The sequence below is a fragment of the Streptomyces sp. AgN23 genome (assembly GCF_001598115.1).
Classification (GTDB): Bacteria; Actinomycetota; Actinomycetes; order Streptomycetales; family Streptomycetaceae; genus Streptomyces; species Streptomyces antimycoticus.
In genome coordinates, this window is sequence record NZ_CP007153.1 from 6,280,241 (window position 1) to 6,304,340 (window position 24,100).

Annotated in this window: 17 protein-coding genes; 8 read left to right on the forward strand and 9 right to left on the reverse strand. The window is 70.4% G+C overall.

From position 1 onward, the window contains the following. Positions 1-9: 9 nt before the first annotated feature. Together AS97_RS27310 and AS97_RS27315 are read left to right on the forward strand one after the other, a co-directional pair. Positions 10-3,024, forward strand: coding sequence for a tetratricopeptide repeat protein (locus AS97_RS27310; protein ID WP_125757046.1), 3,015 nt, complete (start codon positions 10-12; stop codon positions 3,022-3,024). A 182-nt stretch (positions 3,025-3,206) separates the two neighbouring features. Then, the gene (locus AS97_RS27315; RefSeq protein ID WP_059148862.1) at positions 3,207-4,331 is read left to right on the forward strand and encodes an ADP-ribosylglycohydrolase family protein; all 1,125 of its coding nucleotides are present in this window, start codon (positions 3,207-3,209) and stop codon (positions 4,329-4,331) included. On the opposite strand, the gene AS97_RS27320 is transcribed toward AS97_RS27315, so the two are convergent. Beyond that, positions 4,316-5,740, reverse strand: a complete 1,425-nt coding sequence (locus AS97_RS27320; RefSeq protein ID WP_210565817.1) for a glycosyltransferase 87 family protein — start codon at positions 5,738-5,740, stop codon at positions 4,316-4,318. The two genes, AS97_RS27315 and AS97_RS27320, sit on opposite strands and share 16 nt — an antisense overlap. A gap of 294 nt (positions 5,741-6,034) precedes the next feature. Between AS97_RS27320 and AS97_RS27325 the strand changes: the two genes are divergently transcribed. Next, positions 6,035-6,652, forward strand: a complete 618-nt coding sequence (locus AS97_RS27325) for a GNAT family N-acetyltransferase (RefSeq protein WP_107119383.1) — start codon at positions 6,035-6,037, stop codon at positions 6,650-6,652. Between the two features lie 36 nt (positions 6,653-6,688). On the opposite strand, the gene AS97_RS27330 is transcribed toward AS97_RS27325, so the two are convergent. After that, positions 6,689-8,260 (reverse strand): sodium:solute symporter family protein, encoded by a 1,572-nt coding sequence (locus AS97_RS27330; RefSeq protein ID WP_059148860.1) that lies wholly within the window; start codon positions 8,258-8,260, stop codon positions 6,689-6,691. 312 nt (positions 8,261-8,572) lie between these two features. Then, positions 8,573-9,355 (reverse strand): SDR family oxidoreductase, encoded by a 783-nt coding sequence (locus AS97_RS27335; RefSeq protein WP_086710962.1) that lies wholly within the window; start codon positions 9,353-9,355, stop codon positions 8,573-8,575. 185 nt (positions 9,356-9,540) lie between these two features. Here AS97_RS27335 and AS97_RS27340 point away from each other — a divergent pair, with 185 nt between their 5' ends. The 3 genes from AS97_RS27340 to AS97_RS27350 all read left to right on the forward strand — a co-directional run bounded on the left by AS97_RS27340 (position 9,541) and on the right by AS97_RS27350 (position 12,862). Next, a complete protein-coding gene (locus tag AS97_RS27340) occupies positions 9,541-10,368 on the forward strand; it encodes a hypothetical protein (protein WP_059148858.1) in 828 nt (275 codons plus the stop codon). A gap of 196 nt (positions 10,369-10,564) precedes the next feature. After that, positions 10,565-11,479 carry a phytanoyl-CoA dioxygenase family protein gene (locus tag AS97_RS27345; protein ID WP_210565548.1) on the forward strand — a complete coding sequence of 305 codons (915 nt, stop codon included), beginning with the start codon at positions 10,565-10,567 and terminating at the stop codon, positions 11,477-11,479. 153 nt (positions 11,480-11,632) lie between these two features. Beyond that, positions 11,633-12,862: an IS701 family transposase gene (locus AS97_RS27350; RefSeq protein WP_210567262.1), complete on the forward strand. Its 1,230-nt coding sequence runs from the start codon at positions 11,633-11,635 to the stop codon at positions 12,860-12,862. 127 nt (positions 12,863-12,989) lie between these two features. On the opposite strand, the gene AS97_RS27355 is transcribed toward AS97_RS27350, so the two are convergent. The 3 genes from AS97_RS27355 to AS97_RS27365 all read right to left on the reverse strand — a co-directional run bounded on the left by AS97_RS27355 (position 12,990) and on the right by AS97_RS27365 (position 15,416). Then, on the reverse strand, positions 12,990-13,199 hold the full coding sequence (locus AS97_RS27355) for a DUF397 domain-containing protein (protein WP_059148857.1): 210 nt from the start codon (positions 13,197-13,199) through the stop codon (positions 12,990-12,992). 193 nt (positions 13,200-13,392) lie between these two features. Then, positions 13,393-14,286: a helix-turn-helix transcriptional regulator gene (locus AS97_RS27360; protein WP_014054303.1), complete on the reverse strand. Its 894-nt coding sequence runs from the start codon at positions 14,284-14,286 to the stop codon at positions 13,393-13,395. A 380-nt stretch (positions 14,287-14,666) separates the two neighbouring features. Continuing rightward, positions 14,667-15,416 (reverse strand): GPP34 family phosphoprotein, encoded by a 750-nt coding sequence (locus AS97_RS27365; protein ID WP_059148856.1) that lies wholly within the window; start codon positions 15,414-15,416, stop codon positions 14,667-14,669. 660 nt (positions 15,417-16,076) lie between these two features. Between AS97_RS27365 and AS97_RS27370 the strand changes: the two genes are divergently transcribed. Both AS97_RS27370 and AS97_RS27375 read left to right on the forward strand, forming a co-directional pair. After that, positions 16,077-18,227, forward strand: a complete 2,151-nt coding sequence (locus tag AS97_RS27370) for a D-alanyl-D-alanine carboxypeptidase (RefSeq protein WP_349017602.1) — start codon at positions 16,077-16,079, stop codon at positions 18,225-18,227. A gap of 202 nt (positions 18,228-18,429) precedes the next feature. Then, positions 18,430-20,328 (forward strand): MFS transporter, encoded by a 1,899-nt coding sequence (locus AS97_RS27375; RefSeq protein ID WP_059148854.1) that lies wholly within the window; start codon positions 18,430-18,432, stop codon positions 20,326-20,328. A 6-nt stretch (positions 20,329-20,334) separates the two neighbouring features. Here the strand turns inward: AS97_RS27375 and AS97_RS27380 are convergent, their stop codons facing one another. The 3 genes from AS97_RS27380 to AS97_RS27390 are packed head-to-tail and all read right to left on the reverse strand — an operon-like array spanning position 20,335 to position 24,049. Next, entirely contained in the window at positions 20,335-21,621 is a 1,287-nt protein-coding gene (locus AS97_RS27380; protein WP_210565819.1) for an ABC transporter substrate-binding protein, read from the reverse strand. Continuing rightward, complete coding sequence (locus AS97_RS27385) at positions 21,618-22,550, reverse strand: hypothetical protein (protein WP_059148852.1); 933 nt, start codon at positions 22,548-22,550, stop codon at positions 21,618-21,620. Before AS97_RS27385 ends, AS97_RS27380 begins: the two co-directional genes overlap by 4 nt. Further along, positions 22,547-24,049 (reverse strand): VWA domain-containing protein, encoded by a 1,503-nt coding sequence (locus AS97_RS27390; protein WP_210565820.1) that lies wholly within the window; start codon positions 24,047-24,049, stop codon positions 22,547-22,549. The genes AS97_RS27385 and AS97_RS27390 overlap by 4 nt, the downstream gene beginning before the upstream one ends. Positions 24,050-24,100: the final 51 nt, after the last annotated feature.

The window sequence follows — 24,100 nt, forward strand, 5'->3', positions numbered from 1 at the left end:
GGGGCACCCATGGCAGAGCGGCGTCCGACGATTCGGGAGCTGATCCGGCAGCGGCGCCGCTTCGTGGGGCGGCGGCAGGAGCTGGCCGCGTTCCGGGAGAACTTCGCGGTGCCGCCCGAGGACGCCGCCCACCACTTCCTGTTCCATGTGCGCGGCGACGCCGGGGTGGGCAAGACGACGCTGCTGCGGCAGCTGGAGAACACCGCGCGGGAACACCGGGCGCTCACCGCCTCCGTGGACGAGTCGGTGAACAGCGTCCCCGAGGTGATGGCGGCCATCAGCGCCCAGTTCGCCCACCAGGGCCACCCGCTGAAGTCCTTCGACAAGCTGCTGGCGACCTACCGGCAGCGGCGCCACGAGGCCGATTCGGCGGCGCAGCAGCCCGCGCCGCAGCCTTCGGAGGAGGCGGCGGGCGAGCCCCGGCCGTCGGCGTCCAGCGCGTTCGTCGCCCGGGCGGGGCTGATCGGGCTCGGCATGGTGCCGGGCGTCGGGGCGTTGGCCGGGGCGGCGGAACCGGACCGGGTCGCCCAGGCCGCCGACCGCGCGCGGGCCAAGCTCAGCGCCCGCCTCCGCAGCCATGACGACGTGGATCTGGTGATGTCGCCGCTGGACGCCCTCACCCCCGCGTTCCTGAAGGACGTGGGCGAGGTGGCCGCGTCGGTGCCCTGGATGGCGTGGTTCTTCGACACCTATGAGCGCACCGGTCCGCTGCTCGACCTGTGGCTGCGCGATGTGATGTTCGAGGGCCGCTACGGCTCGCTCCCGGCCAACGCGGTGGTGACGCTGGCCGGACAGGGCACGCTCGCCCCGCGCTGCTGGGCCGACTACGCCGACCTCGTCGCCGACCTCCCCCTCGTCCCCTTCACCGAGACGGAGGCCCGGCAGCTCCTGACCGCCAAGGGCGTGGTCGACGAGCAGGTGGTCGAGGTCGTCCTGAGGCTCACCGGAGGGCTGCCCGTGCTGGTGTCCATGCTGGCCGAGGCCCGGCCCACCACCCCCGAGGCCGTGGGCGATCCCTCCGGCACCGCCGTCGAGCGCTTCCTGAAGTGGGTGAGCGACGAGACCCACCGCTCGGCCGCCCTGGCCGCGGCCCTGCCCCGGAGCCTGGACGAGGACGTCTTCGCGGCAGCGGTGGAGGACGAGGCGGCCGACCTCTACGGCTGGCTGCGCTCGCTCCCGTTCGTGGCCGACGGCTCCGGCCGCTGCGGCTACCACCAGGTCGTCCGTACGGCCATGTTGCGGCTCCAGCGCAACCAGTCCCCGCAGGCGTGGCGCGCCCGTCACCTCCGGCTGGCCGAGGCGTTCGCGCGCTGGCAGCGGCAGATCGAGGAGACGCTGGAGGGCGACGAGAAGTGGGAGCACGAGCGATGGCTGGACTATCGGCTCGAGGAGGCTTACCACCGGCTGTGCGCGACTCCGGAGGAAGCCCTGCGCGAGGAGCTGCGCGCGTATGTGTGCGCGTATATCGACTACACGTCGCCGTCGTGGGACCACCGCTGGAGACAGATGCTCGTGGAGGCGGGCCGGGATTCCGGCAGCGGGTCGGTGGCGGCCTGGGGTGACCGGCTCCTCGCGGAGTCCACCAGGAGCGACCTGGCCGGCAATGTGACGCGGCTGCTGGATGAGGTCGGGTCGGACGAGCGGGCCGTGTCCATGGCGCTCGGGCTCCGCGGCATGGTCCGCGCGGACATGAACGAGCTGGAAGGGGCTCTGGCGGACGCGGAGCGAGCGCTGGAGCTGGACGCCGACTGCGTGCGTGCTCTTGCCGCCCGGGGGAGTGTGTACCTCGACAGGGACCTTTACGAGCAGGCGCTGGAGAGCTTCGACCGCGCCGTGACACTGGATCCCGACTTTCCCTGGCCGCTCGCCCGGCGCGGCGAGACGTATCGCCTTCTCAGACGGTACGAGGAAAGCCTGGCGGACCTCGATCGCTCCTTCGACCTGCACGAGAGCGCATGGACCGTGGGGACCCGCGCTCAGGTCCACCACGCCATGGAGGACTACGAGAAAGCGCTGGCGGATTTCGGGCGGGCGGTGGAGATCACTCCCGAATGGTCCTGGATCTACGCGGAGCGGGCCAGGACCTACCGCTTTCTGGGGCGGCACGAGGAGGCGCTCGCGGACTGTGACCGGGCCCTCGAACTCGGTGCCGACTATGCCGTGTTCGGGCGCGTCCACGCCCTTCGCAATCTGGACCGTTATGAGGAGGCGATCGAGGCGGCCGACTGGTGCCTGGCGTCCCACCCCGAGGACCAGGCCGTGCTCGCCGAGCGTGGCGAGGCATACCGGATGATGGACCGCTTCCAGGAGGCGCTGGCGGACTTCGGCCGGGCCATCGAGATCGAGCCGTCGTATGTGTTCGCGCTGGTCTGCCGAGGGCAGACGCATGAGCACATCGGTCTGCTCGGCGAAGCCCTGGCGGATTTCGACGCCGCCGCCTCCGCCTCTCCCGACAACGCGTGGGCACTGGCGAACCGGGGTGCCCTGCGGCTGCGCCTGGGCGACGGCGAGGCCGCCCTCGCCGATCTGGACCGCGCGCTCGGGCTCCGCCCCGACAGCCTGCTCGCGCTGGAGTGCAGGGCGAGGTGCCACCGCCAGGCGGGCCGGTACGCCGAGGCCGCCACGGACATCGAACGGGCGACGGCGCTGGACGGCCAGGACCTCGACATCGCCTTCGAACACGCGATGCTGGTGAGCCGCACGGCCGGTCTCCTCGAGGCGCGCGGGTTGTGGACCGCCTTCGAAGCGCTCCTGGAGGAGCACGACAGCCAATGGGACGCACAGGCCCGGGCCGCCGCCCCGATCGTCAGCAGGGCCGCCCTCGGGGACGGGGCCGGGGCGGCGCGTCTCGTGGCGGAGCTGCCCGCCACCCGGCCGTACTGGCAGATCGTCGACATCGCCATCCGCTCCCTGGACGAGCTCGCCCGGATACCCGGGGCGGATGCCGCCCTGCTCGCCACCCTCCGCGCCCCGCTCGCCGAGCTTCGCGCGGCCTTGGAGCCCGGCCCGGCGGCACTCGGATAAGGGCCCGGAACGCATACGACATTCGGTGAGGGAATTCGCATTTTCGGAATGCGTCCATCCGTTGTCTTCTCGGTGATGACGCCTTCACAATCCTCGGCGGCCAAGAGGCGATCATTCGGTGTCCATTACAGTTCAAAGACAGTTGAGGGCCATTCACGCAGCGAAGAAAAGAGGCATAGGTCGTGACCGCAACCGCCAGCGCAGCGACCGGCGTATGGGGCCGCGCCGAACAGCAGGACTTCCGCAGCCGGGTGCGCGGCTGTCTGCTCGGCGGGGCCATCGGGGACGCGCTGGGGGCGGCCGTCGAGTTCGCCTCGCTGGACGAGATCAGGGCGGCGCACGGAGCCGAGGGCGTGACGGACTTCCTGCCCGCCTATGGCGGTCGCGGACGGGTCACCGACGACACCCAGATGACCCTGTTCACGGTGGACGGGCTGATACGGGCGCAGGTGCGCCGCGACACGGGCGCCTGGCATCCGCCCACCGACATCCACTCCGCACACCGCCGCTGGTACTCCACCCAGCGCGACTGGGGCCCCGATGAGCGCCGTAAGGACGCCGGCTGGCTGGCCCGCGAGGAGTGGCTCTACGCCCAGCGCTCCCCGGGCCGGGCCTGTATCACCGCGCTCGCCGACGAGACCATGGGCACCCTGGAGGCGCCCAAGAACCCCGACTCCAAGGGATGCGGCGCCGTGATGCGCTCCGCCCCCTTCGGACTGTTGGTGGGCTGGGAGCCGCAGCTGGTCTTCCAGTTGGCCATCGAGTGCGCGGCCCAGACCCACGGCCACCCCACCGGCTATCTCGCGGCCGGTGCCTTCGCCCTCATCGTGCATGGCCTCGCGCGCGGCGAGGCGCTGGACGGAGCCGTCCAGCGCGCCCTCGCCCATCTGGCCACCCGCCCCGGCCACGAGGAGACCACCGACGCGCTGCGGTACGCGCTCGGCGCCGTACGGCAGGGCCTGCCGACCCCCGAGCGCGTCGCGTCCCTGGGCCAGGGCTGGACCGGTGAGGAGGCCCTGGCGATGGGCCTGTACTGCGCGCTGGTCGCCGAGGACGTCCGCCATGGGCTGCTGCTCGCGGTCAACCACGGCGGGGGCAGCGACTCCACGGCGGCCATTTGCGGCAATCTGCTGGGCGCGCTGCACGGCGAGACGGCGCTGCCGCCCGCCTGGCTGGCGGAGGTCGAGGGGCGTGGCACGATCCTGGAGCTGGCCGACGACTTCGCCATGGAGATGACCCAGGGTCCCGCGCTCCACGGCCCGGGCAGCTCCTCCCCGGCCTGGCTCACCCGCTACCCGCGCGCGTAGACCCGCTCCGGCCGCCGCCGCGCCGCATCGGGACCGGTGGCGGCCAACTGACGCCCTACGGTCCCGCTCCCCTCCCATGGACGCCTTACGGCGGGCAGGGTCAGATACGCGGCCACCCCCAGGAAGGCGATGCCGATCAGCGGATAGACGGCGGTGAGGAGCATCTGGGCGGGGTTCTGGTGGAGTTCCACCCGGGTCGGCCTGCTGTGGGGCGCGTACCAGACCATGAAGGAGCAGAACAGCAGCCCGGTCATCACCGTCCAGGCCGTCCAGCCCGCCGTGCGCCGCCGCACCGCCTCCACCGCGAGCAGCAGGACCATCGGGACGGCCCACACCCAGTGGTGCGACCAGGAGACCGGGCTGACCATGAGGGCGGTCACCGCACAGGTCAGGGCGGCCCAGGCGCGGGCGTTCGGCAGCCGGCCGTCGTCGGTGAGCTGGGCCGCGACCGCTGTGGCCAGGCCCGCACAGCCCACCAGCGCGGCCGCCATGAGCCACCACATGCCGGGGTCGGGGGTGTGCAGGATACGGGCGAGCGCGCCCTTGAGGTTCTGGTTGCCCGCGCCCTCCACATCGCCGGGGCGGTCGGTCGCGAAGAGGACCTCGGTCCAGAAGCGCCGGGAGTCATGCGGCAGCGCCAGGGCCGAGAACGCGACCGTAAGGGCGAAGGCGGCGGTCGCGACGCCCGCGCGCCGCAGATGGTCATTCCAGAAGCGCCGCCGTGGCAGTCGGCTGCCGGGCTCGCCTCGCCCCCGGGCCGCCCCGGCCGCCCACAGCCGACGGAGGCCGAGGAACAGCCCGGCGAGCCCCAGGAAGACCACGAAGAGCCCCGGGGTCAGCTTGATCCCGGTGGCGATGCCCGTCCCGACCCCGGCCCAGCGGTGGCCCGCCCGGCGGGTCAGATCCCCCAGCACCAACGCCGTGACCAGCAGATTGATCTGCCCGTAGCGCAGGGTCGTCCAGACCGGCTCACACCACACCGCGACAGCGGCCAGGGCCAGGGCGGCGGCCGGTCGCGGCACCCGGGCGGGCAGATCGATCAGCCGCAGCGACAGATGGGCCACGGCGACCATCAGGCCGAGGTTGACGGCCGTCCCGAAGGTCCGCAGGAGGCCCGTGCCCATCATGGTCAGCGGGGTGAAGACCAGCGCCGCGAACGGCGGATAGGTATTGGGGAGATTGTGCTGAGTCGCCCGCATGCCATACAGATCCTGCGCATTGCGTACGGTCCATCCCTCGGCGCGATAGACCAGCAGATCGACCATCGACACCTGGGCGGCCCGCTGCGCGATCCAGAACCCGGTGAAGGAGAGCAGGCAGAAGACCGCCGCGCACAGCACCGGCCGGCGCAGTACGAAGGCGCGGGCCCGGTGGATCCGGGAGTCGGTGATCGTCTGTGTGGCGGTCACGGGGGCTCCAGAGGTCCCTGGGACCGCGACTCGGCCGGGGCGGGCCGACGAGTCGGGTCCGGGGTGGTGCGGTCGGGGGCGGTCGGCTCGGACGGCCGCCCATCGTACGTTCCGGATGTGGACGGCAGGTGGAGGAGAGATTGCCTGGACAGCGTGGATCTCCCGATCGTCGCCCCTGCATCACGTTCCGCTTCCGCCTCGCCGCCGGGGACGGGCCGACCGTAAGGCGGCCGTCCCCCGGGGCCGTCGGCCGTAAGGCGGCCGCCCCGGGACCGACCGCCGTAAGGTGGGCCGGTGCCTGCCACGACCGCCGTCATACGTGATGCGACCCACACCGACCTGGGCGCCATCGCCGCCATCTTCAGCCATTACGTCACCGAGACCGTCGTCACCTTCGAGGAGGTCCCGCCCACCGTCGACGACTGGGCGCGGCGGCTGGCGGACCTGACGGAACGGGGGCTGCCGTTCCTGGTTGCCGAGGTCGCCGAGGTCGCCGAGATCCCCGGTGACACCGACCGTACGGTCCCCGGTGACACCCGCCGTACGGTCGCCGGATACGCCTACGCCGGGCCCTGGCGCCCCAAGCCCGCGTACCGCCACACCGCCGAGGACGCCATCTACCTCGCCCCCGGCCGGACCGGCGCGGGGCTCGGTGCCGCGCTGCTCGGCGCCCTGCTCACCCGCTGCGCCGAGGCGGGCGTACGGCAGGTCGTCGCGGTCATCGCCGACTCCGGCAGCGACGCCTCGGCCGCCCTCCACCGGCGCTTCGGCTTCACCCCGGCGGGCACGCTGGCCGGTGTCGGCCGTAAGCACGGACGCTGGATCGACACCCACCTCATGCAGTGCGATCTGACGACCGGCACGGACCCGCAGACGGAACCGGGCCGCCGGTCACCCCACGTTGGGAGGTGACCGGCGGCCCGGATCGTGGCCGCCGCGCGGAGGGCGTCAGTCCGTGGCGCCCGCGACCGACTTCTGGCCGGCCGTGCCCTGCTCGGGCTCCGACAGTGCGGCACCCGCTGAACCCGGCCCGTCGTCATCCGAGTTGAGCGAGGCGAGGATGGCATCGCGCTCCGGAGTGTCCTCCGGCTTGATGTAGCCGACGACGATGAAGAGCACGAGCGAGACCGCGAGCGGGACGGAGATCTGGTACTCCAGGTTCACGCCTCCGTCGATCGCGTCGTTGATCGGGTAGTTGACCAGGTAGAAGGCGACCAGCCCGAGCGCCCAGCTGACCAGCGCCGCCGTCGGCCCCGACTTGCGGAAGGCGCGCAGCATGCCCAGCATCAGCGGAATCGCGATCGGCCCCATCAACCCGGCGACCCACTTGATCACCACAGTGATGATGTCGCCGAAGAAGTCCGAGTTGACCTGGGTGGCGATGGCCATGGACAGGGCGAGGAAGAGCAGCGTGGTGTACCGGGCGGCGAGCAGCCCGGTGCGGGAGGACCATTCCCGGACGGACGTGAAGATCGCGGGCATGATGTCCCGCGTCACCACCGCCGCGATCGCGTTGGCGTCCGAGGAGCACATCGCCATGGTGTGCGAGAAGAAGCCGACGATCACCAGCCCCAGCAGACCGTGCGGCAGCAGATGCTCGGCCATCTGCGCGTAGGAGTCGGCGGGCTTGTCCGTCTTGATGATCAGCGGCGCGACCCACATGGGGAAGAACAGGACCAGCGGCCACACGAACCACAGAACGGCAGACAGGCGGGCCGAACGCTTGGCGGAGTGGGCGCTGTCGGTCGCCATGTAGCGCTGCGCCTGGTTCCACATACCGCCGTTGTACTCGAAGGTCTTGATGAAGAGGTAGGCCAGCAGGAAGATCAAGGTGTACGGGCCGACGGTCGGCTCGTGGTGGCTGTCGGGGAGGTCGTCCCAGACGGTCCAGAAGGTGGAGAAGCCGTCCAGCTCATTGAGCACCGCGATCAGCATCGCGATGCCCGCGATGAACTGGATGATGAACTGGCCGAGTTCGGTGAGCGCGTCGGCCCACAGTCCGCCCACCGTGCAGTAGATGGCGGTCACCACGCCCGTGATCAGGATGCCCTGGTTGAGCGAGACGCCGGTGAAGATGGACAACAGGGTGGCGATGGCCGCCCACTTGGCACCCACGTCGACGATCTTCAACAGCACCCCGGACCAGGCCAGCGCCTGCTGGGTGGGGAGGTTGTAGCGGTTCTTCAGGTATTCGAGCGGTGAGGCCACCTTCAGCTTGCTGCGCACCCGGTTGAGGCGCGGCGCGAAGAGGTTGGCGCCGATCGCGATGCCGATGGCGATCGGGAAGGACCAGGTGACATAGGAAGTGATGCCGTATTGGTAGGCGATGGCCGCGTATCCCGTGAACATCACCGCGCTGTAGCCGGACATGTGGTGCGAGATGCCGGACAGCCACCAGGGCATCTTGCCGCCGGCCGTGAAGAAGTCGCTGACGTTGTCCACACGCTTGTGCGACCAGAGACCGATGCCGACCATGACACCGAAGTAGCCGATCAGTACAACCCAGTCGAGACTGTTCATGTCCCCTCCAGGGGTCCGCCATATGAACGGGAGCGCACTTCGCCGCGACTTCGTCATGGGCGGTTCCCCCGAGCGGGAGCGGGGTACTTCCGGGATTGAACCGCTCGTTCGGGTGACCGGTCAAGGGTCCTAAGAGTCACGAGTGTGAACACAGATCAGAAAGAAGAACCAATTTACTCTTTCTTGACCTGACGGGGCGTTGTCGTTCGCATGCTCGTGAACCCACGATGAGCGGGCACTTCGTCAGACGCACGCCCACCGATCGATGGGTCGTACGGGAGCGGGATCCCGAAAGGCCGGACAGGAGTCGCGCTAACGCATCAGCTCACCGGCGTTCACCAGCAGCGACTGTCCGGTGATCGCCCGGGCCCGGTCGGAGGCCAGGAACGCCGCGGCCTCCGCCACATCCCCGTCCGTCGCCAGTTCGGGCAGGGCCATCGCGTCCGTGAGCCGGGCCAGCACCTCGGCCTCGCTCACTCCTTCGGTCTGTGCCGTGAAGGCCACGTACGCGCGCACCGGCGGCCCCCACATCCAGCCGGGCTGCACGGTGTTGACCCGTATCCGGTGCGGACCCAGCTCGCGCGCGAGCGCGTACATGGCGGAGGTCAGCGCGCCCTTGGAGGCGGCGTACGCGGTCTGGCGCACCTTGGTGGGGGCGGCGGAGGACGACTGGGTGCCGATCAGTACGACCGAGCCGCCGTTCCGTTTGAGCGCGGGCAGGCAGGCGCGGGTCATCCGCAGCGTCCCGAAGAGATTGATGTCCACCACCCGGGCCCAGGACGTGAAGTCGGCGTCCTCCAGCCCGCCGAAGTGGCTGTCCAGCGCGGCCACATGGACGACGGCGTCGATCCGGCCGAAGCGGTCCAGGGCGAGCGCGGCGAGGGCCTCGCACTGCTCCTCGTCCGCGATATCGGTCGGTCGCCAGGCGGTGCGCTCACCGCCCGGATCGACCTCCTCCGCCACCTTCGGCAGCCGCTCCTCGGTCCGCGCCCCCATCACCACCCGCGCCCCGTCCCGGACGCACGCGGCCACCACCCGGGCCCCCAGCCCGGGTCCGACCCCGGAGACGACGACGGTCTTGCCCTGCAGCGGCATGGCGGCACCTCCCGTGTCTGGCGTCGCGTCAGGTTAGGGGTGCGGCCCTCAGATGGCCAGAGTGCGGCAGCGGTCCGGTTCCGGCGGAAGGCCACTCCCGGCCGTGCGGCCGCCGTCCGATTCCGCGCACTTGATACCGGCAGCCCCCTCCCCAACTGACGTCGCGTCAGCTAAACCTGGGGGGCATGACAAGCGACGCGTACGCGGAACTGGCCTCCGTCGGCCCGTACGGAGTGCGCCCGGGGCATGCCCTGATCACGATGGTCGAGCCGCATCCGGGCCATGAGTACGCCTACAACCGCTGGTACGAGGACGACCACTTCATCGCGGGCGCGATGGCCATGCCGTGGATCTACGCGGGCCGCCGCTGGGTCGCCACCCGTGAACTGCAACTGCTGCGCTATCCGGAGAAGTCGGCGATCGCCCAGCCGGTGACCGCCGGCTGCTACCTCTCGGTCTACTGGCTCACCGAGGGGCGCTACGCGGACCATATGAGGTGGACGGTCGGGATCAACAAGCGGCTGCTCCGGGACGGGCGGGTCTACCAGGACCGTACGCATGTCTTCACGGCCTTCCAGGACCACGAGGCCACCGTCTACCGGGACGGAGCCGCCGGTCCGCGCGACCACCACGCGCTGGACCACCCCTATGCCGGGCTGGCGCTGGAGGTGATCGAGACCGAGGGCCCGGAGCAGCGGGAGGAACTGCTCGCGTGGCTCCGATCCAGACATCTGCCGCGCCGGCTCGCGGGCTCGCCCGCCGCGATGGTCACGGTCTTCCGGCCGACCCCGCTGCCCTCGGACCGGATGGCGTATGTGAAGCAGGTCGAAGGGGTCGACACCCGGCTGACCCTGCTCTGGTTCCTGCAGTCCGATCCGCGGGAATGCTGGGAGCGCTGTTTCACCGGTCTCGACGGCGAGGTGGCCGATGCCGGTCTCGGCCGGGTGGAATTCATGGCGCCGTTCATTCCGACGATTCCCGGTACAGACCAATACGTGGCAGAACTCCGCTGAAGCGGCGACACCGGAATGCGCCGGAAACGCCTAGTACTCCAGCTGTAGATGGTGATCTTGCTGCCTGTTGGCCCGTCGGACTTGCTGCCACGGTGGCGCCAGCTCGGGGCCGAGCTGGCCAACTGCTCGCCCCACAGTCGTACTTCGTGCCGGAAAACCGGTTGCTTGCGGCGCTCACCGTGATCACCCTGGCCCGATGGACCTCAAAGAAGCGGCACATGCATGGCGTGAAGACGGCTTCGTCATCCTCCCCGGTTTCATCTCACCCGATGAGCTGAAGCCCGCAACGGGCGAACTGGATCTACTCTTCCCGTCCGCCGAGGGGTTCCACGACGCAACCGACCCGCGACGCGAGCGCTTCATCGGCGACCAGTTCGCCGGAATCGACTACTTCCCGTTCACCAGCACGGAGATCAGCCTGTTGGCTGTGAACCACCGGATTCTGGCGCTGGCCAAGACGCTGCTGGAAGACGACGATGTCCAGATCTCCGGCGCGGAGGCCTGGGCGAAGTACGCCGGTGCCAGCGACTACGAGCAGGACCTGCACCGCGACCACCCGGGCCATACCCTTCTGGTGCCCAGCACCGCCCCCGGCTTCCGCCAGCTGGAGATGTTCGTGTACTTGGCGGACGTGCCGGAGGAGTTCGGCCCGGCTCACCTTGTCTCGCGAAGGCACACGGCCGACCTCCCCGCCGTACCCGATCGGTATCTGCGGCCCGGCCACGAAAGCAAGAACCGCTTCCACGACGTCAGCGGCAGCCCGCACCTGTACGGAGCAGAGGTGTCCGCAGCCGGTCCCGCCGGGACAGTCGTCGCCTTCGAGATCGGCACCGTCCACCGCGGAACGGCCATGACCGCGCCGCACGGTGCCCGGTTCACCATGCACTTGAACTTCCGTCCCTCCCAAGTCCAGTGGGGTCAGCGCCGGGGCTGGGCCTACTCCGCTGTCCAGGAGGACTGGGTCAAGTTCGTCGAGCGGGCCACCCCCCGCCAACTCCAGGCATTCGGGTTCCCACCGCCTGGACATCCGTACTGGTCCCCGGAGACATTGTCCGGGGTGGCGCTGCGGTATCCGGGGCTCGACCTCACGCCTTGGCGCCAGCCTGGCTGACGCACTGTCGCATCGCGTGGGCTTGACGATGGGGGCAGTGCGGACACGATTGCGGACACCGCTGATCATCGGTGTGTGAAGACTGAAGATCATGCGGTGGCCGTAGGTCACAGCCTAGACCCCACCCGTTGGCAGCAGTCCTTCGAGGTCTTGATGGGTCGGATCGCAGGCCAATTCGCGCGGGTAGAACCACGACGTCGGGTACGTCGGTTGGTGCTCGGACTTCTGTCGGACTTGCCGCGCAAGAACTGCTGGACGATCGCCGAGTGGGCCGGGGAGTCCACTCCGGACGCCATGCAGCACCTGCTCAGCCGGGCCAAGTGGGATGCCGACGCCGTCCGCGACGACCTTCGGGGCTACGTGGTGGAGCACCTGCACGACGAGCGGGCGGTGCTGGTCGTCGATGAGACCGGCGATGTGAAGAAGGGCTCCGGCACGGTGGGCGTTCAGCGCCAATACACCGGTACCGCGGGCAGAATCGAGAATGCCCAGGTCGCCGTCTACCTGGTCTACGCGGGACGGCGTGGGCACGCCGCGGTGGACCGGGAACTGTACGTTCCGCGTTCCTGGACTGCCGACCCTGACCGCTGCCGCGCCGCCGGACTCGATAAGGAGGCCGCCTTCGCAACCAAGCCGGAGTTGGCCGCACGCATGGTCGCCCGGTTCCTGGATGCTGGCCATCGAGCCGCCTGGGTGGTCGGCGACGAGGTCTACGGCGGTAACCCGAAACTGCGGACCATGCTGGAGCAACGCGGCACCGGCTACGTCCTCACCGTGGCCTGCTCGCACGAAGTCACCACCGGCGCCGGGAGGTTTCGCTCGGATGCCCTGGCCAGGAAGGTACCCGAGCGGGCCTGGCAGAAGTTGTCGGCAGGGACCGGGGCCAAGGGCCACCGTTTCTACGACTGGGCCGTTATCGACCTCGTCGACCCCGGCAGCCGTCAGTTGTTGATCCGCCGCAATCGCGGCACGGGCGAACTCGCCTACTACCGCTGTTACTCGCCCACCCCGGTGCCGCTGACCGAACTGGTGCGGGTCGCTGGATCAAGGTGGCGAGTGGAGGAGTTCTTTCAGGCCGGAAAGGGTCTGGCTGCCCTGGATGAGCACCAGGTACGCCGCTACGTGTCCTGGTCGCGCTGGGTCACCCTGGCCATGCTTGCGCATGCTTTCCTAGCCGTCGTCCGCGCCGACGAGCACTCCTACCATCCCGCACCGGACGGCCTCATACGGCTGACCTGCAACGAGATCCAACGCTTGTTCATCACCCTCGTGATCCGCACCGTCCACGACACCGCCCATTTGCTCGCCTGGTCCGACTGGCGACGCCGCCACCAGGCCCGATCTCAGGCCAGCCACTACCGGCGGCAAGCCGTTCAAGCGTGAAGATCACCATCTACAGCTGGAGTACTAGAGCCCTCTCGGCAGGGACGGCGACCGGTCGAGAGGGCTCGGGTGCAGGCTTGCGGCCCTGCGCCGCCGACCGTGCTACCACGGCCGGGTGTCAGGTAAATCAGCCGAGGTCGAAGGCGCCACGGCTGACGTCGGACACAAAGGCCGACCACGATGCGGGGGCGAAGCTGAGCGTCGGTCCCTGGGGATCCTTGGAATCGCGCACGGCGATCTCGCTGGTGACCGGGGAGGAGATTTCCACGCAAGCGCCGTTTCCGGCCGAGTACGAGGATTTCACCCACATGCTCGTCTTTCCCTGCTGAATGGACACGATTGCTCCGATGCTTTTTGTCGATGAGACCCACCCCCGTTTGGAGGCGTCACCGACGTTACTCGGCAACATCGTCTGGAAAGCGGGCCATTCACTCGACCGGATGGCATATTCCCGTGGCCCCTTCCGCAGCACGGTGCGGAGGTGTATCTTCCGCCCCTCATCTCTCGCACCGGAGCGTTCCGGTCCCCCGTCAGTCCGCCGGGGCGGCCTCGCCCTCCTCCTGGTGCCGGCGGGCGTGTTCCTGGGCCATCTCGGTGATGAACTGGCGGCTCTGATCCGCGTTCAGCGCCTGGGCCCGCAGGTGCTCGTACATCATGCTGTAGCTCTGCACATCGCTGAGCTTCTCCAGATACAGGTCGCTGGTCACGCCCTCGAGATAGACGACGCTGGTGTCCGACTCGTCAGAGAACTCCAGGATGGTGAACTGCCCGCTCATCCCCGGATGCGACCCCATGTCGAACGGAAGCGCCTGGACCGTCACATGGGGCTCGTGGCTCATCCGGACCAGATAGTCGAGCTGATCGCTCATGATCTTCGAGTTGCCGACCACCCGGCGCATCGCCGCCTCGTCCACGACCGCCCAAAGTCGCAGCGGGGCCAGCGGATCGGTGATCCGCTCCTGGCGCCTGAGCCGGACCTGGACCCGCTGGGCGATCTGGTCCTGCGGGGCCTCCGGGAGGGCGCCGCTGATCACCGCCTCCGCGTAGTCCGGTGTCTGCAAGAGGCCGGGGAGCACCTGGGGTTCATAGACCCGCAGGGACGCCGCGTCTGTCTCGAAACCGATGTAGACGCTGTACGGCACATCGCCGAAGGCGTTCCACCAGCCCTGCTGGCGCGACTCCTTCGCCATTTGCATCAGGGAATCGACCAGCGCCTTGTCCTCCACCTTGTAGGTGCGGCACAGGTCGCGCACATCGCGCTGGCTGATGCTGCGGCGCCCGTTCTCCAGTCGGCTGATCTTCGACTGGGAGACCATCAGCTCCTCTGCCACCTCCTCCGCCGTCATGCCCTTCTCCTGGCGGAGTCTGCGCAGCTCCTGGCCCAACCGGCGTCGCCGGACAGTGGGGCCGACGTTCGATGTCACAGGACGTGCACCTCCGGCTTCGTGCTGCTGATTTCTGCTGTTCAGCAGCCTGCCACTACCGGACGGGGGCGCGCTGGGAAATGGCCGCACAAAGGCGGCCGCACCACGGTGGACGAACGCGCGCGCGGGGCGGTGGGACGGCCGGTCGTCCAAAACGGCCGTCCCACCACCCCGCGCGCTTCAGCGGCTCCCGAACCGGATCAGTGGGGACTGCGGTGCGGTCGGTGGAGCGTGAGTGGTGCTCGGTGCCGCCCGGAGCCGGACAGTGGCGCTCCGCCCCGGACGGTGCCGGGAACGGTCTCCGCCGCCCCGCTGACGGGCTGCTGGTGCGTTCGACGGGCTGGTTGTACGTGGTGGTGCGGTAGGGCCCCGAAGGGGCCTCAGCGCGCTCCGACGCGGGCCATGCTCCCGCGGCGGGACGGCTGGGCCGGAACGCCGGCCGCGGGCTCCGCCGCGGCGCCTGTTCCCGCCTGCCGGCCCGGGGCCGGTGCGCGCCGTGGCTGCGCGGCGACACCGTTCTGCACGTCCATCACGGCGTGCGCCACGAGACCGCCCATCGGGTCGTGCCGGATCAGATCCCGGAGCCTGGAGCGCGAGGAGCGCCCCTCGTTCCCGGGATACAGATGCTTGCCGAGCCCGACCGCGTGGGCCAGGGCGGCGAGCGCGGCGGTCCGCGGGTCCGGCGGTACGCCGGTGCGGATCGCGCTGTCCAGCCGGGTCCTGATCTCCCGGCTGATCGCCGTGTCCGTCGCCTGGTAGCGCGTCGTCGGCAGTACGCCACACATCTGGCCCGCCACGGCATGCACCATGCCGCAACGCTCCAGGTGCGTGAGGTACGTCTGGCGCAGCCCCAGCCGGGGCCCGCCGATCCAGTGGACCGCGCGCACCGGGCTGCCGCGTCGGCGCAGCAACTCCAATGCGGAGTCCAGAGTCGGATCTCCGGTCGGCCGTGGCAGCACCACGGCGATACGATCCCCGTCAGGGGCTATCCGTCCGGCCAGGGCCAGCTCCACTAGCTGTGCCCCGGCAAGACCCAGGTCGAGCGACTGCGGCTGCGCCGTGGTACCCGTGGTCGGGTCCAAAGCGAGCAGCAGAAGCTCCTCCGGAATTGTTCTGCGGCTCCTGCCCATCCATGCCTCCCCGCGTGGATGAATGACAGGGTGACCCCTCTCACATTGGTCTGTCGAGAGTGCCTGGGGGGTTTGGGTGGGAACCAGTGCGTATGTCTTTCTCGTCTAGCGGGTGGGCGGGCACCTGAGGACGCTCTCCGGCTGTGGCGTTGCGCTATCGCATGCCGGACACACAGGACACTGGTAGAGCTTGGGCTGCGGGACGTGACGCCACGGGGCGTAGGGCGTCCCGCGACACATATCGAGGAGGCATCGGTGGCGGGCGAGTCCCCCGGCAGGTCGGATCAGCAGAAGTCGTCGGGGGAGACGGCTAGGGGAGAAAGCGATCCGCGGCTCGCGATCTCGCGCGAAGCGGAGGAGGCCCAGGGCTCGACGGCGGTCGCCGTCGTGTCCGACGACCTCCGGTCGGGTTCCGGTGAGCCGCGGTCGGCTTCCGGCGATCCCGATGTGACCTCCGAGGCGGCCCCCGGGGCGAGGGCCGAAGCGGAGGCTGAAGCGGAACCGAAGGCGCCGGCTGCCGACGGGGGCGACGCAGAGGTTTCTGGTGTTCGCGATGGTGAACGGAGTGAAGGTTCCGGGACGTCGGAGGCGAAGGACGAGCCGGAGGCGGATTCCGGTGCGCCGGAAGCATCGCCCAAGGGGGATGCGCCCGAGGCGGACGTGGAGCCGGAAGCGGACCATGACACGGAGGGTGCCGGTGGCACCGACGCCGACGTAGAGGCTGACGGTGCCTCCGAGGCCGATACCGAGGCCGATACCGAAGCCGAAGCCGGGACCGAGGCGGATGAGGACGGCGGCGAGTCGTCGGAGTCGTCGGTGGATCAGCGCACGGCCGTCTTCCGTACGGTCAAGCCCAAGGCGGACGCCGACGCGATGGCTGAAGATGTGTCCGAGGGTGGCGAGGACGGCGACGAGCTGTCGGAGTCGTCGGTGGATCAGCGCACGGCCGTCTTCCGTACGGTCAAGCCCAAGGCGGACGGCGACGCCAAGGCTGAGGGCAAGGACAAGGACAAGGACAAGAAGGAGACGGTCAAGGAGGAGGAGGCCGAGAAGGACGAGCCCAAGGGCGCGTCCGAGAAGGCCGCCGCGTCCGATGCGGACGGCGACGCCTCCGGCAAGCCGGTCGACCGCCCGACGGCCGCCTTCGGCCTGCTCCCGGAGAAGTCCGGAAAGGACGGCAAGAAGGGCGTCGACCAGCCGACCACCGCCTTCAAGGCGGTCAGCCCCCCGGCTGACAAGAAGACGTCCGAGAAGGCGTCCGAGGCCAAGTCGCCGGAGGCCAAGCCGTCCGACGCCAAGACCTCAGAGAAGGCGCAAGGCAAGAAGCCCGCCGCCGAGTCGGACAACGAGCGGACCAGCAAGTTCGTACCGCTGCGGTCCCCCGACGACCCGGCCCCGTCGAAGCCCTCCACCGCGCCCGCCGCGTCCGCCGCGCCGTCGGCCCCCGCCGCCCCGCCGACCGGCGTGCCCGAGGCCGAGCGGACCAAGCAGCAGCCGCTGCCGCCGATCACCTCGGACGGCAAGCAGCCCGCGCCGCTCGACCTGCTGGCGCAGCTGACCAATACGCCGCCCAAGCCCGAGACGCCGATGCGGACGGCGGTCCGCCGGGTCAAGATCTGGACGCCGCTGGCCGCGCTGCTCGTGATCATCCTGGGTGTCGTCCAGGCGCTGCGGCCGCTGCCGGAGCCGTCGCTGAAGCTCACCGCCGACTCCTCCTACCGCTTCGGCGGCGGCGAGCTGTCCCTGCCGTGGCCCGACCAGGGGCAGTCGGCCGCGGAGGTCGAGGGCGTGGCCAGCCTGGGTACCTCCGGAGATCAGAAGCCCGTGCCGATCGCCAGCGTCACCAAGGTCATGACGGCCTATGTGGTGCTCAGGGACCATCCGCTGAAGGGCGACGCGCAGGGTCCGAAGATCACGATCGACGCGCAGGCGGCCGAGGAGGCCAAGTCCGCCGACGAGTCGCGGGCGGAGGTCAAGGAGGGGCAGACCTTCACCCAGCATCAGCTGCTCCAGCTGCTGCTGATCAATTCCAGCAACAACATCGCCCGGCTGCTCGCCCGCTGGGACGCCGGGTCGCTCGACGCGTTCGTGAAGAAGATGAACGACGCGGCCGAGGGGTTGGGGATGAAGCAGACGACCTACACCGACCCCAGCGGCCTCAAGGAGTCCACCAAGTCCACCGCGGCCGACCAGCTCAAGCTGGCGAAGGCGGCGATGCAGTCCGAGGCGTTCCGGGGGGTCGTGGCGACGCCCAACACCGAGATCCCGGGGCTCGACGACCGGATCTACAACAACAACAATCTGCTGGTGAAGCCGGGCGTGATCGGTATCAAGACCGGTTCGTCCACCCCGGCCGGCGGTGCGCTGATGTGGGGCGCCGTGCGGACGATCGACGGCAAGAAGCAGCGGATCCTCGGTGTCGTCCTCGAACAGCGCGCGACCACCACGCTGGACGCCAGCCTCCAGCTCGCCCAGACCAACAGCTACAAGCTGATCAGCACCCTGCAGGACGCCCTCACCTCGGCCACCGTCATCAAGAAGGGCGATGTGGTCGGTCAGATCGACGACGGGCTCGGCGGCACCACGCCGGTCGTCGCCACCAAGGATCTGAAGGCGGTCGGCTGGTCCGGTCTGGGGGTCGACATCAAGATCGGCGACGGCGGTAAGAAGGTGCCGCACTCCGCCAAGGCGGGCACGGTCGTCGGCGAGGTGACCGTGGGCACGGGCCCCGGACAGCTCACGGCGCCCGTGGCCCTGCAGGATGACTTGTCCGAGCCGTCGTTCGGCTCGAAACTGACCCGTATTGGCTGACCCAGCGGGGAAGTGGACTCAAGGGGACAAGCGGAGCGGCCCCGGCGCGAAACGCCGCCGGGGCCTGACGCGGTCCGGGGCCGCCGGCGCGTGCTAGCGTCGGTGGGTCCCCGGCCTGGACCCGCCGCATGCGAACCGGAGCGATCCGGTGCGGGGTTGAGGACGATGGGGCAGACCTCGGGGGAAGACGGGGAGAGCCGCAGTGACCACCGTGGATCCGACACGGGCCGATGAAGGCGGGGGCTCGGAGGAGAGCACCGCCGCACGAATACGCGTACCCACGCAGCGCTGGCCGGACGAGCCGACGGGCCCGGCCGAGGCGGAGCGTGAGAGCGGCCGGGCCGCTTCCGGCGGGCTGCTCCAGCGCGCCCGGACGGCCCTGCGCCATCCTGTGTGCGCCTCGCTGGCCGCCGCCGCGCTGCTGCATCTGCTGTGGGTGGCGCTGCTGGCGAACAGCGGCGGTGACCTCGCCGCGCAGGACGCCTGGGCGGAGTTCGCCCTCCAGCATCCGGACTCGGCGTACAACCTGGCCTGGTACGGCGGGATGCACCCGGTCTCGTACAGCGTCATCTCGCCCTATCTGATGGCGGTCCTCGGCGTCCGCTCGACGATGGTGATCGCGGGGACGCTGTCCGCCGGGCTGCTCGCGCTGCTGCTGGTGCGCAGCCGTGCCGTACGGCGGCCGTTGTGGCCCGCCCTCTACGGCACGTTCGCGCTGACCTGCAACGCCATCTCGGGCCGGGTGACCTTCGGGCTCGGCGCGATGTTCGGGCTCGCGGCGGTGGCCGTGATCTTCGCCTGGCCGCGCAGGTGGCGGTCCCGGCGCTGGCACCACAAAACCGGACGATTCATACTGGCCGCCCTGCTGGCCGCGCTGTCGACCATGTCCAGCCCGGTGGCCGGCCTGTTCGTGGGCGTCGTGGCCGCCGGTCTGTGGCTGACCAAGCGGCGGCCCGCCGCGTACGCGCTGGGGATCACGCCCGCGCTGGTGGTCGGCCTGTCGGCGTGGCTGTTCCCGTTCTCCGGTGAGCAGCCGATGGGCATCGGGTCGGTGATCCTGCCGTTCATCACCGGCGCCGCCGTGCTGATGTGCGTGCCGCGCACCTGGTCGACGGTGCGGGTCGGGGCCGGGCTCTACTGCTTCGGGGTGGTGCTCACCTGGGTGATTCCCTCCCAGATCGGCACCAATATCTCCCGCCTCGGCATGATCTTCGGCGGGGTGGTGCTGATCGCCGTGCTGCCCGCCCTGCGCAAGCCGCCGCGCGCCGAGCTGCGCTCCACGCCCGCGGGCCGCCGCTGGACCGTCCTGGTGCTGGCGCTCGCGACCGTCACGGTCTGGCAGGGAGTCAAGACCGCCGACGACGTCATCCACACGACCCCCTCGGCGTCCTGGGCCCGTGAGCTGGCGCCGCTGGTCGACCGGCTCAAGCGGGAGAAGGCCGACCGCGGCCGGGTCGAGGTGGTTCCGGTGCGCAGCCACCGCGAGTCCTCCGCGCTCGCCCCGTACGTCAATCTGGCGCGCGGCTGGAACCGCCAGCGCGACCTCGACCGGAACCCGATCTTCTACGGCGAGGACACCCTGACCCCGGCCAGCTACCACGAATGGCTCAAGCGCTGGGCGGTGCACTATGTGGTGCTGCCCGCGGACGACCCGGACACCGCGGCGGAGCAGGAGGCCAAGCTGCTCGGCACCGAGCTGCCGTATCTGCGCCAGGTCTGGTCGGACGCCAACTGGAAGCTGTACGAGGTCAAGGACCCGACGCAGATCGCCGACCCGCCCGCCACCGTGCAGCGCGCGGGAGCCGACCAGCTGGTGCTGTCGGTCCGCTCCAAGGGCCCGGTGCTCATCCGCATCCCGTACTCGCCGTGGCTGGGTCTGGTGGACAACGACGGGCACAGCGTCCGGGCCCCGAAGGGGGAGGACGACCAGCTGCCGGTCAACCGCGAGGGCTGCCTCACCAAGCAGACCGAGGGCGGTGAGGAGGGCCAGCCGGAGGACGAGTGGACGGTGCTGCACGCCCCCCGGGCCGGTGTCTACCGGATAACGGGCAAGTACCAGCTGCCGCGGGGCACGCCCTGCCCGGACGAGATGGTGCCGTGAGCCCGCTCAGCCGCAGACCGTCGACAGCCAGGGCTGGTCGGGGGCGCGGCGCAGGCTCTGGCGCACCTTCTCCAGGCTGCGCAGCAGCCCGTCCGGTGGCCTGGTGGTGTCGCTGAGGTAGGTCAGTACGGCGCGCTGGAAGGCGAGCCGCATCCGGGTGGGCATGGCGTCGGAGGCGTCCAGGCACAGTGAGGCCGAGTCCCGGAGGGTCTCCGCGATCTTCCGGTCCACCTTGTCGTCGCCCTGGGCGTCGAGCGGGACGCCAGGGTTGGCGAAGAACGGGTGGGTGCTCTTGGTGGCGGTCTGCCGGCCCCAGGTCCGCTGGGCGTCGGCCGACACCAGATAGCGCATCAGCTTCTGTGCCTGCGGGGTGTCACGGAACATCGCGGCGAAGTCCCCCGACACCTCCCGGGCGGTGGAGCCGCGGTCGGCATCGGGGAGCAGGCTGCGGGAGAAGGTGAAGTCCGCCTTGTCCGGTCGGGGGTAGCCGCTGCGGATGAACGACCCCTGGTGCTCCAGTGCACACGGCGGGTCCGCGTGGAACAGCTTGCTCCCGGCCTCGCGGAAGTCGGTGGTCAGCGCGGTGCGCGCGGTGTCCCTGCCGAAGAGCGACCCCCAGCTCTCCCAGGCCCGCTTCACCCGCGGGTCCGTCCACGGCAGCCCGCCGGTGGCCCAGTCCTGGTAGACGGATCTGCCCTGTTGCTGGAGCAGCAGATCCTCGATCCAGTCGGTGCCGGGCCAGCCGGAGGTGGCGTCGTCGCCCATGCCGACGCACCACTGGCGGCCGTCGGCGGCGAGGCCGGGCAGCGTGTCCCGGCGGCGGTCGTGGTCGTACCACACGATGCTCTTCAGATCGGCCTTGACCGCGATGCCGTAGACCGGACCGTCGGCGCTCAGCCGGGGCGTCCACAGCCGCCCGTACGCCTTGCGCTCCTGGCTCGGGAGCACTCCGTCCAGCGGGGTCAGCTGGCGCTGGCGGGCGTAGGCGGCCAGCTCGCCCGAGCTGGGCAGCACGGCGATATCGGGTGGCGTTCCCGAGCCGACCTCCGAGGACAGCACCTCGCGCAGCGCGGTGGTGCCCTGGTAGTCGACATGGATGCCGGTGCGCCGGGTGAACGTGTCCAGCAGGTGCCGGAACGCCTCGCCCTCGGCGCCGGTCCAGGACGCGAGCACGCTGACGCTGCCGCGCGACTGCCAGCCGCTCGTATCGCTGGCGCCCACGACACACAGCAGCACCATCCACAGCCCGAGGACCGTGGCCGTGGCCTGACCGGACCGCTTCGCCGCGCTCATCGGGACTGGAACCGGTACTCGTCGATACGCGGCTGCAGACCGACCAGGATCAGCGCGGCCAGCACGGCGCCGCCCACGGGTATCCAGCCGACCGCACCGGCCTGCCAGTGCGCGTTCCGCATCGTCCTCGCCACCTTTCTGGCGGTGGGGCCGCCGGTGTGGCCGATGCCCGGTTGGGTCAGGCTGGCCCCGGCCGACTCCAGCCGGTCCTGGGTCTGATACGTGAAGGCGGCCAGCGGCAGCAGCGCGATGAGCAGCGCGGTCGCCGCCGCCAGCCAGGGATTGACCAGCCGGCGGAAGCGGTGCCGCAGGAAGCGCTGGGTGTGCACCAGCAGCGCCGCCAGCGTGAGGAACAGCCCGGGCACCAGCAGCCACCAGGCGAACGTCAGCAGCCAGCCGAAGGAGGTCTGGTCGTCCAACACGTCGAACTGCCGCTTCTGCACCGCCTTCAGGCGGTCGAGGATGCCGCTGTGGCCATGCCGCAGTATCGAGTCGGCGTACCCCAGATAGGCATCCCGGAGCGTCGGGTTGTCGCGGTTCGCATACGCCTGCTCGACGGTGTCGCCGTAGGACGTCACCAGCGCCGCGGTGGTGCGCAGTGAGCCGCGCGCCGACTCGCCCCCGATGGTGCTCTTGGACACCTGGGCCAGGCTCTGCTTGGCCGTCGAGAGCTGGTCGCGGTACTCCTCGCTGAGCCCCTCGAACTCCGCGGTGGGGCTCGAGATGCTGCGCTTCGCGTCGTCATAGGAGGCGTTCAGCGCGTCGATGGAGGCGGCGACCTGCAGGATCGCCGGGGTGGACCGGTCGGTCACCGCCGCGGAGTTGCGGCTGACGCCGTAGTACGCGGCCAGCAGCGTGGTCACGGCGACCGCCGTGACCACGAGCAGGGCGATCAGCCGGCGGACCAGGAAGGCGCGGGTGCCGCTCATGTCGCGCCGCCGGGTTCGGTGCCCAGCGGAGCGCCGCCCGGTTCGGCGCCCAGCGGAGTGTCGCACTGCTGGCAGAACTCGGCGGTGGCGGGCGACCGGCGCCCACAGGCCGGGCAGATGACATCCGCGGCGGGCGGCGCGGCGGCCCTCGGGCGCTCCACCCCCACCAAGTGGACGCTCTCCTCCGACACGATGATCGCCGAGTTGAGGTCCAGCGGCCGGATGGGCTCGCGGATCCGCACCTCGCCGGTGGCGGCGTCGACGATGTGGACCAGCCCGCTCAGCCGGGTCAGCATCTTCTCGCTGCCGAGCTGATGGGCGAGCTGGACGGCGCGCCCCCACTGGCCGCGGGCCCGCTCCCGGTCACCCGCCTCGTAGGCGTCGCAGCCTGCGGTGATGGCGTGGCCCAGCTCGGAGTCGGCATCGTAGTGGGCCAGCCGGGGGTCGATCCGGGACGACAGCAGCACATCGTCCGTCCACTGGACCAGCAGGGACTCCGGCTCGGGCGGCGGCAGCGCGGTATCGCCCTCCACCGCCAGCTCCACGGTGGCCAGCTCGACGTCCTCGCCCGTCGGATCGCCCCGCGGATCGGCGAGCACGGACACCTGGTACTCGCGGGTCTCGTCGCCCCACGCCTTGGTGGTCCACTCCCAGGTGCGCTCATCGGGGCGGACGCCCTCGTCGGTCACGTCCACCCGGGTGGGGTGCACCTGCTTGACGAAGCCGACCCGGCCGCCCGCCCGGGTGCGGATCCGGATCCGCACTCCGGCCAGCGCCTTGGCCATCGAGGCGGAGACCATCTCCTCGAACTCGGCGGCCAGCGCGGCGTCCTCCAGGACCGCATCGGCCCTGCCGTGCAGCCGGCGCGCGATCCGCTTCAGCTCGGCGGCGTCCCAACCGTCGCCGATCCCGCGCGCGTCACAGGTGAAATGCGGGGCACAGGCGTCCAGCACCTTGTCCAGATAGCCGGGCGGGTCGTGTTCATTACGGCCGTCGGTGAGCAGCAGGGTGTGCTGGATCGCGGCGGGCTGCCGCAGATGGAGCCGGCGGGCGAGATCCAGCCAGGAGCCGATCGCGGTGCCGCCGACCGCGGGCAGCCGGGCCGCGACCCGGGCGGCGGCGGCCTTGGTGTCGGGCCCGGCGACCGCCATGCCGCCGGTGAACGGATAGACGACCTGGGCCTGTTCGGTGCCCTCGACGATCGCGAAGCGGGTGCCGTCGCGGAGTATGCCGACCGCGGTGGCGGTGGCCCGCCGAGCCGCCGCGATCTTCGTCGGCGGCCAGCTCATCGACATCGAGCAGTCGATGACGATGACCTCCGAAGCGGCGGTACGGGCCGCCGCCGGGCCCAGGCCGCGGGCCCGCACGCTGACGATGGCATGCATCTCCGTGCGGCCCGCGGAGGCGGGGAGGTACTTGTTCTGATGCACCCGCAGGGTGAGGGCCGGGCCCCCGTCCGTGCCCTCCGGGCCGTACTGCCTTCTGCGCTCCTCGCTCATCAGGATTTCCCCGTGGGTACCCCGGCCTTCAGGCCGGGGAGGAAGCGGACT

Coding starts and splice junctions, on each gene's coding strand:
- AS97_RS27385 (WP_059148852.1), bottom strand. CDS start 22,550: ATGAGCGGCACCCGCGCCTTCCTGGTCCGCCGGCTGATCGCCCTGCTC.
- AS97_RS27390 (WP_210565820.1), bottom strand. CDS start 24,049: ATGAGCGAGGAGCGCAGAAGGCAGTACGGCCCGGAGGGCACGGACGGG.
- AS97_RS27335 (WP_086710962.1), bottom strand. CDS start 9,355: ATGCCGCTGCAGGGCAAGACCGTCGTCGTCTCCGGGGTCGGACCCGGG.
- AS97_RS27340 (WP_059148858.1), top strand. CDS start 9,541: ATGACAAGCGACGCGTACGCGGAACTGGCCTCCGTCGGCCCGTACGGA.
- AS97_RS27365 (WP_059148856.1), bottom strand. CDS start 15,416: ATGGGCAGGAGCCGCAGAACAATTCCGGAGGAGCTTCTGCTGCTCGCT.
- AS97_RS27350 (WP_210567262.1), top strand. CDS start 11,633: ATGGGTCGGATCGCAGGCCAATTCGCGCGGGTAGAACCACGACGTCGG.
- AS97_RS27310 (WP_125757046.1), top strand. CDS start 10: ATGGCAGAGCGGCGTCCGACGATTCGGGAGCTGATCCGGCAGCGGCGC.
- AS97_RS27330 (WP_059148860.1), bottom strand. CDS start 8,260: ATGAACAGTCTCGACTGGGTTGTACTGATCGGCTACTTCGGTGTCATG.
- AS97_RS27380 (WP_210565819.1), bottom strand. CDS start 21,621: ATGAGCGCGGCGAAGCGGTCCGGTCAGGCCACGGCCACGGTCCTCGGG.
- AS97_RS27345 (WP_210565548.1), top strand. CDS start 10,565: ATGGACCTCAAAGAAGCGGCACATGCATGGCGTGAAGACGGCTTCGTC.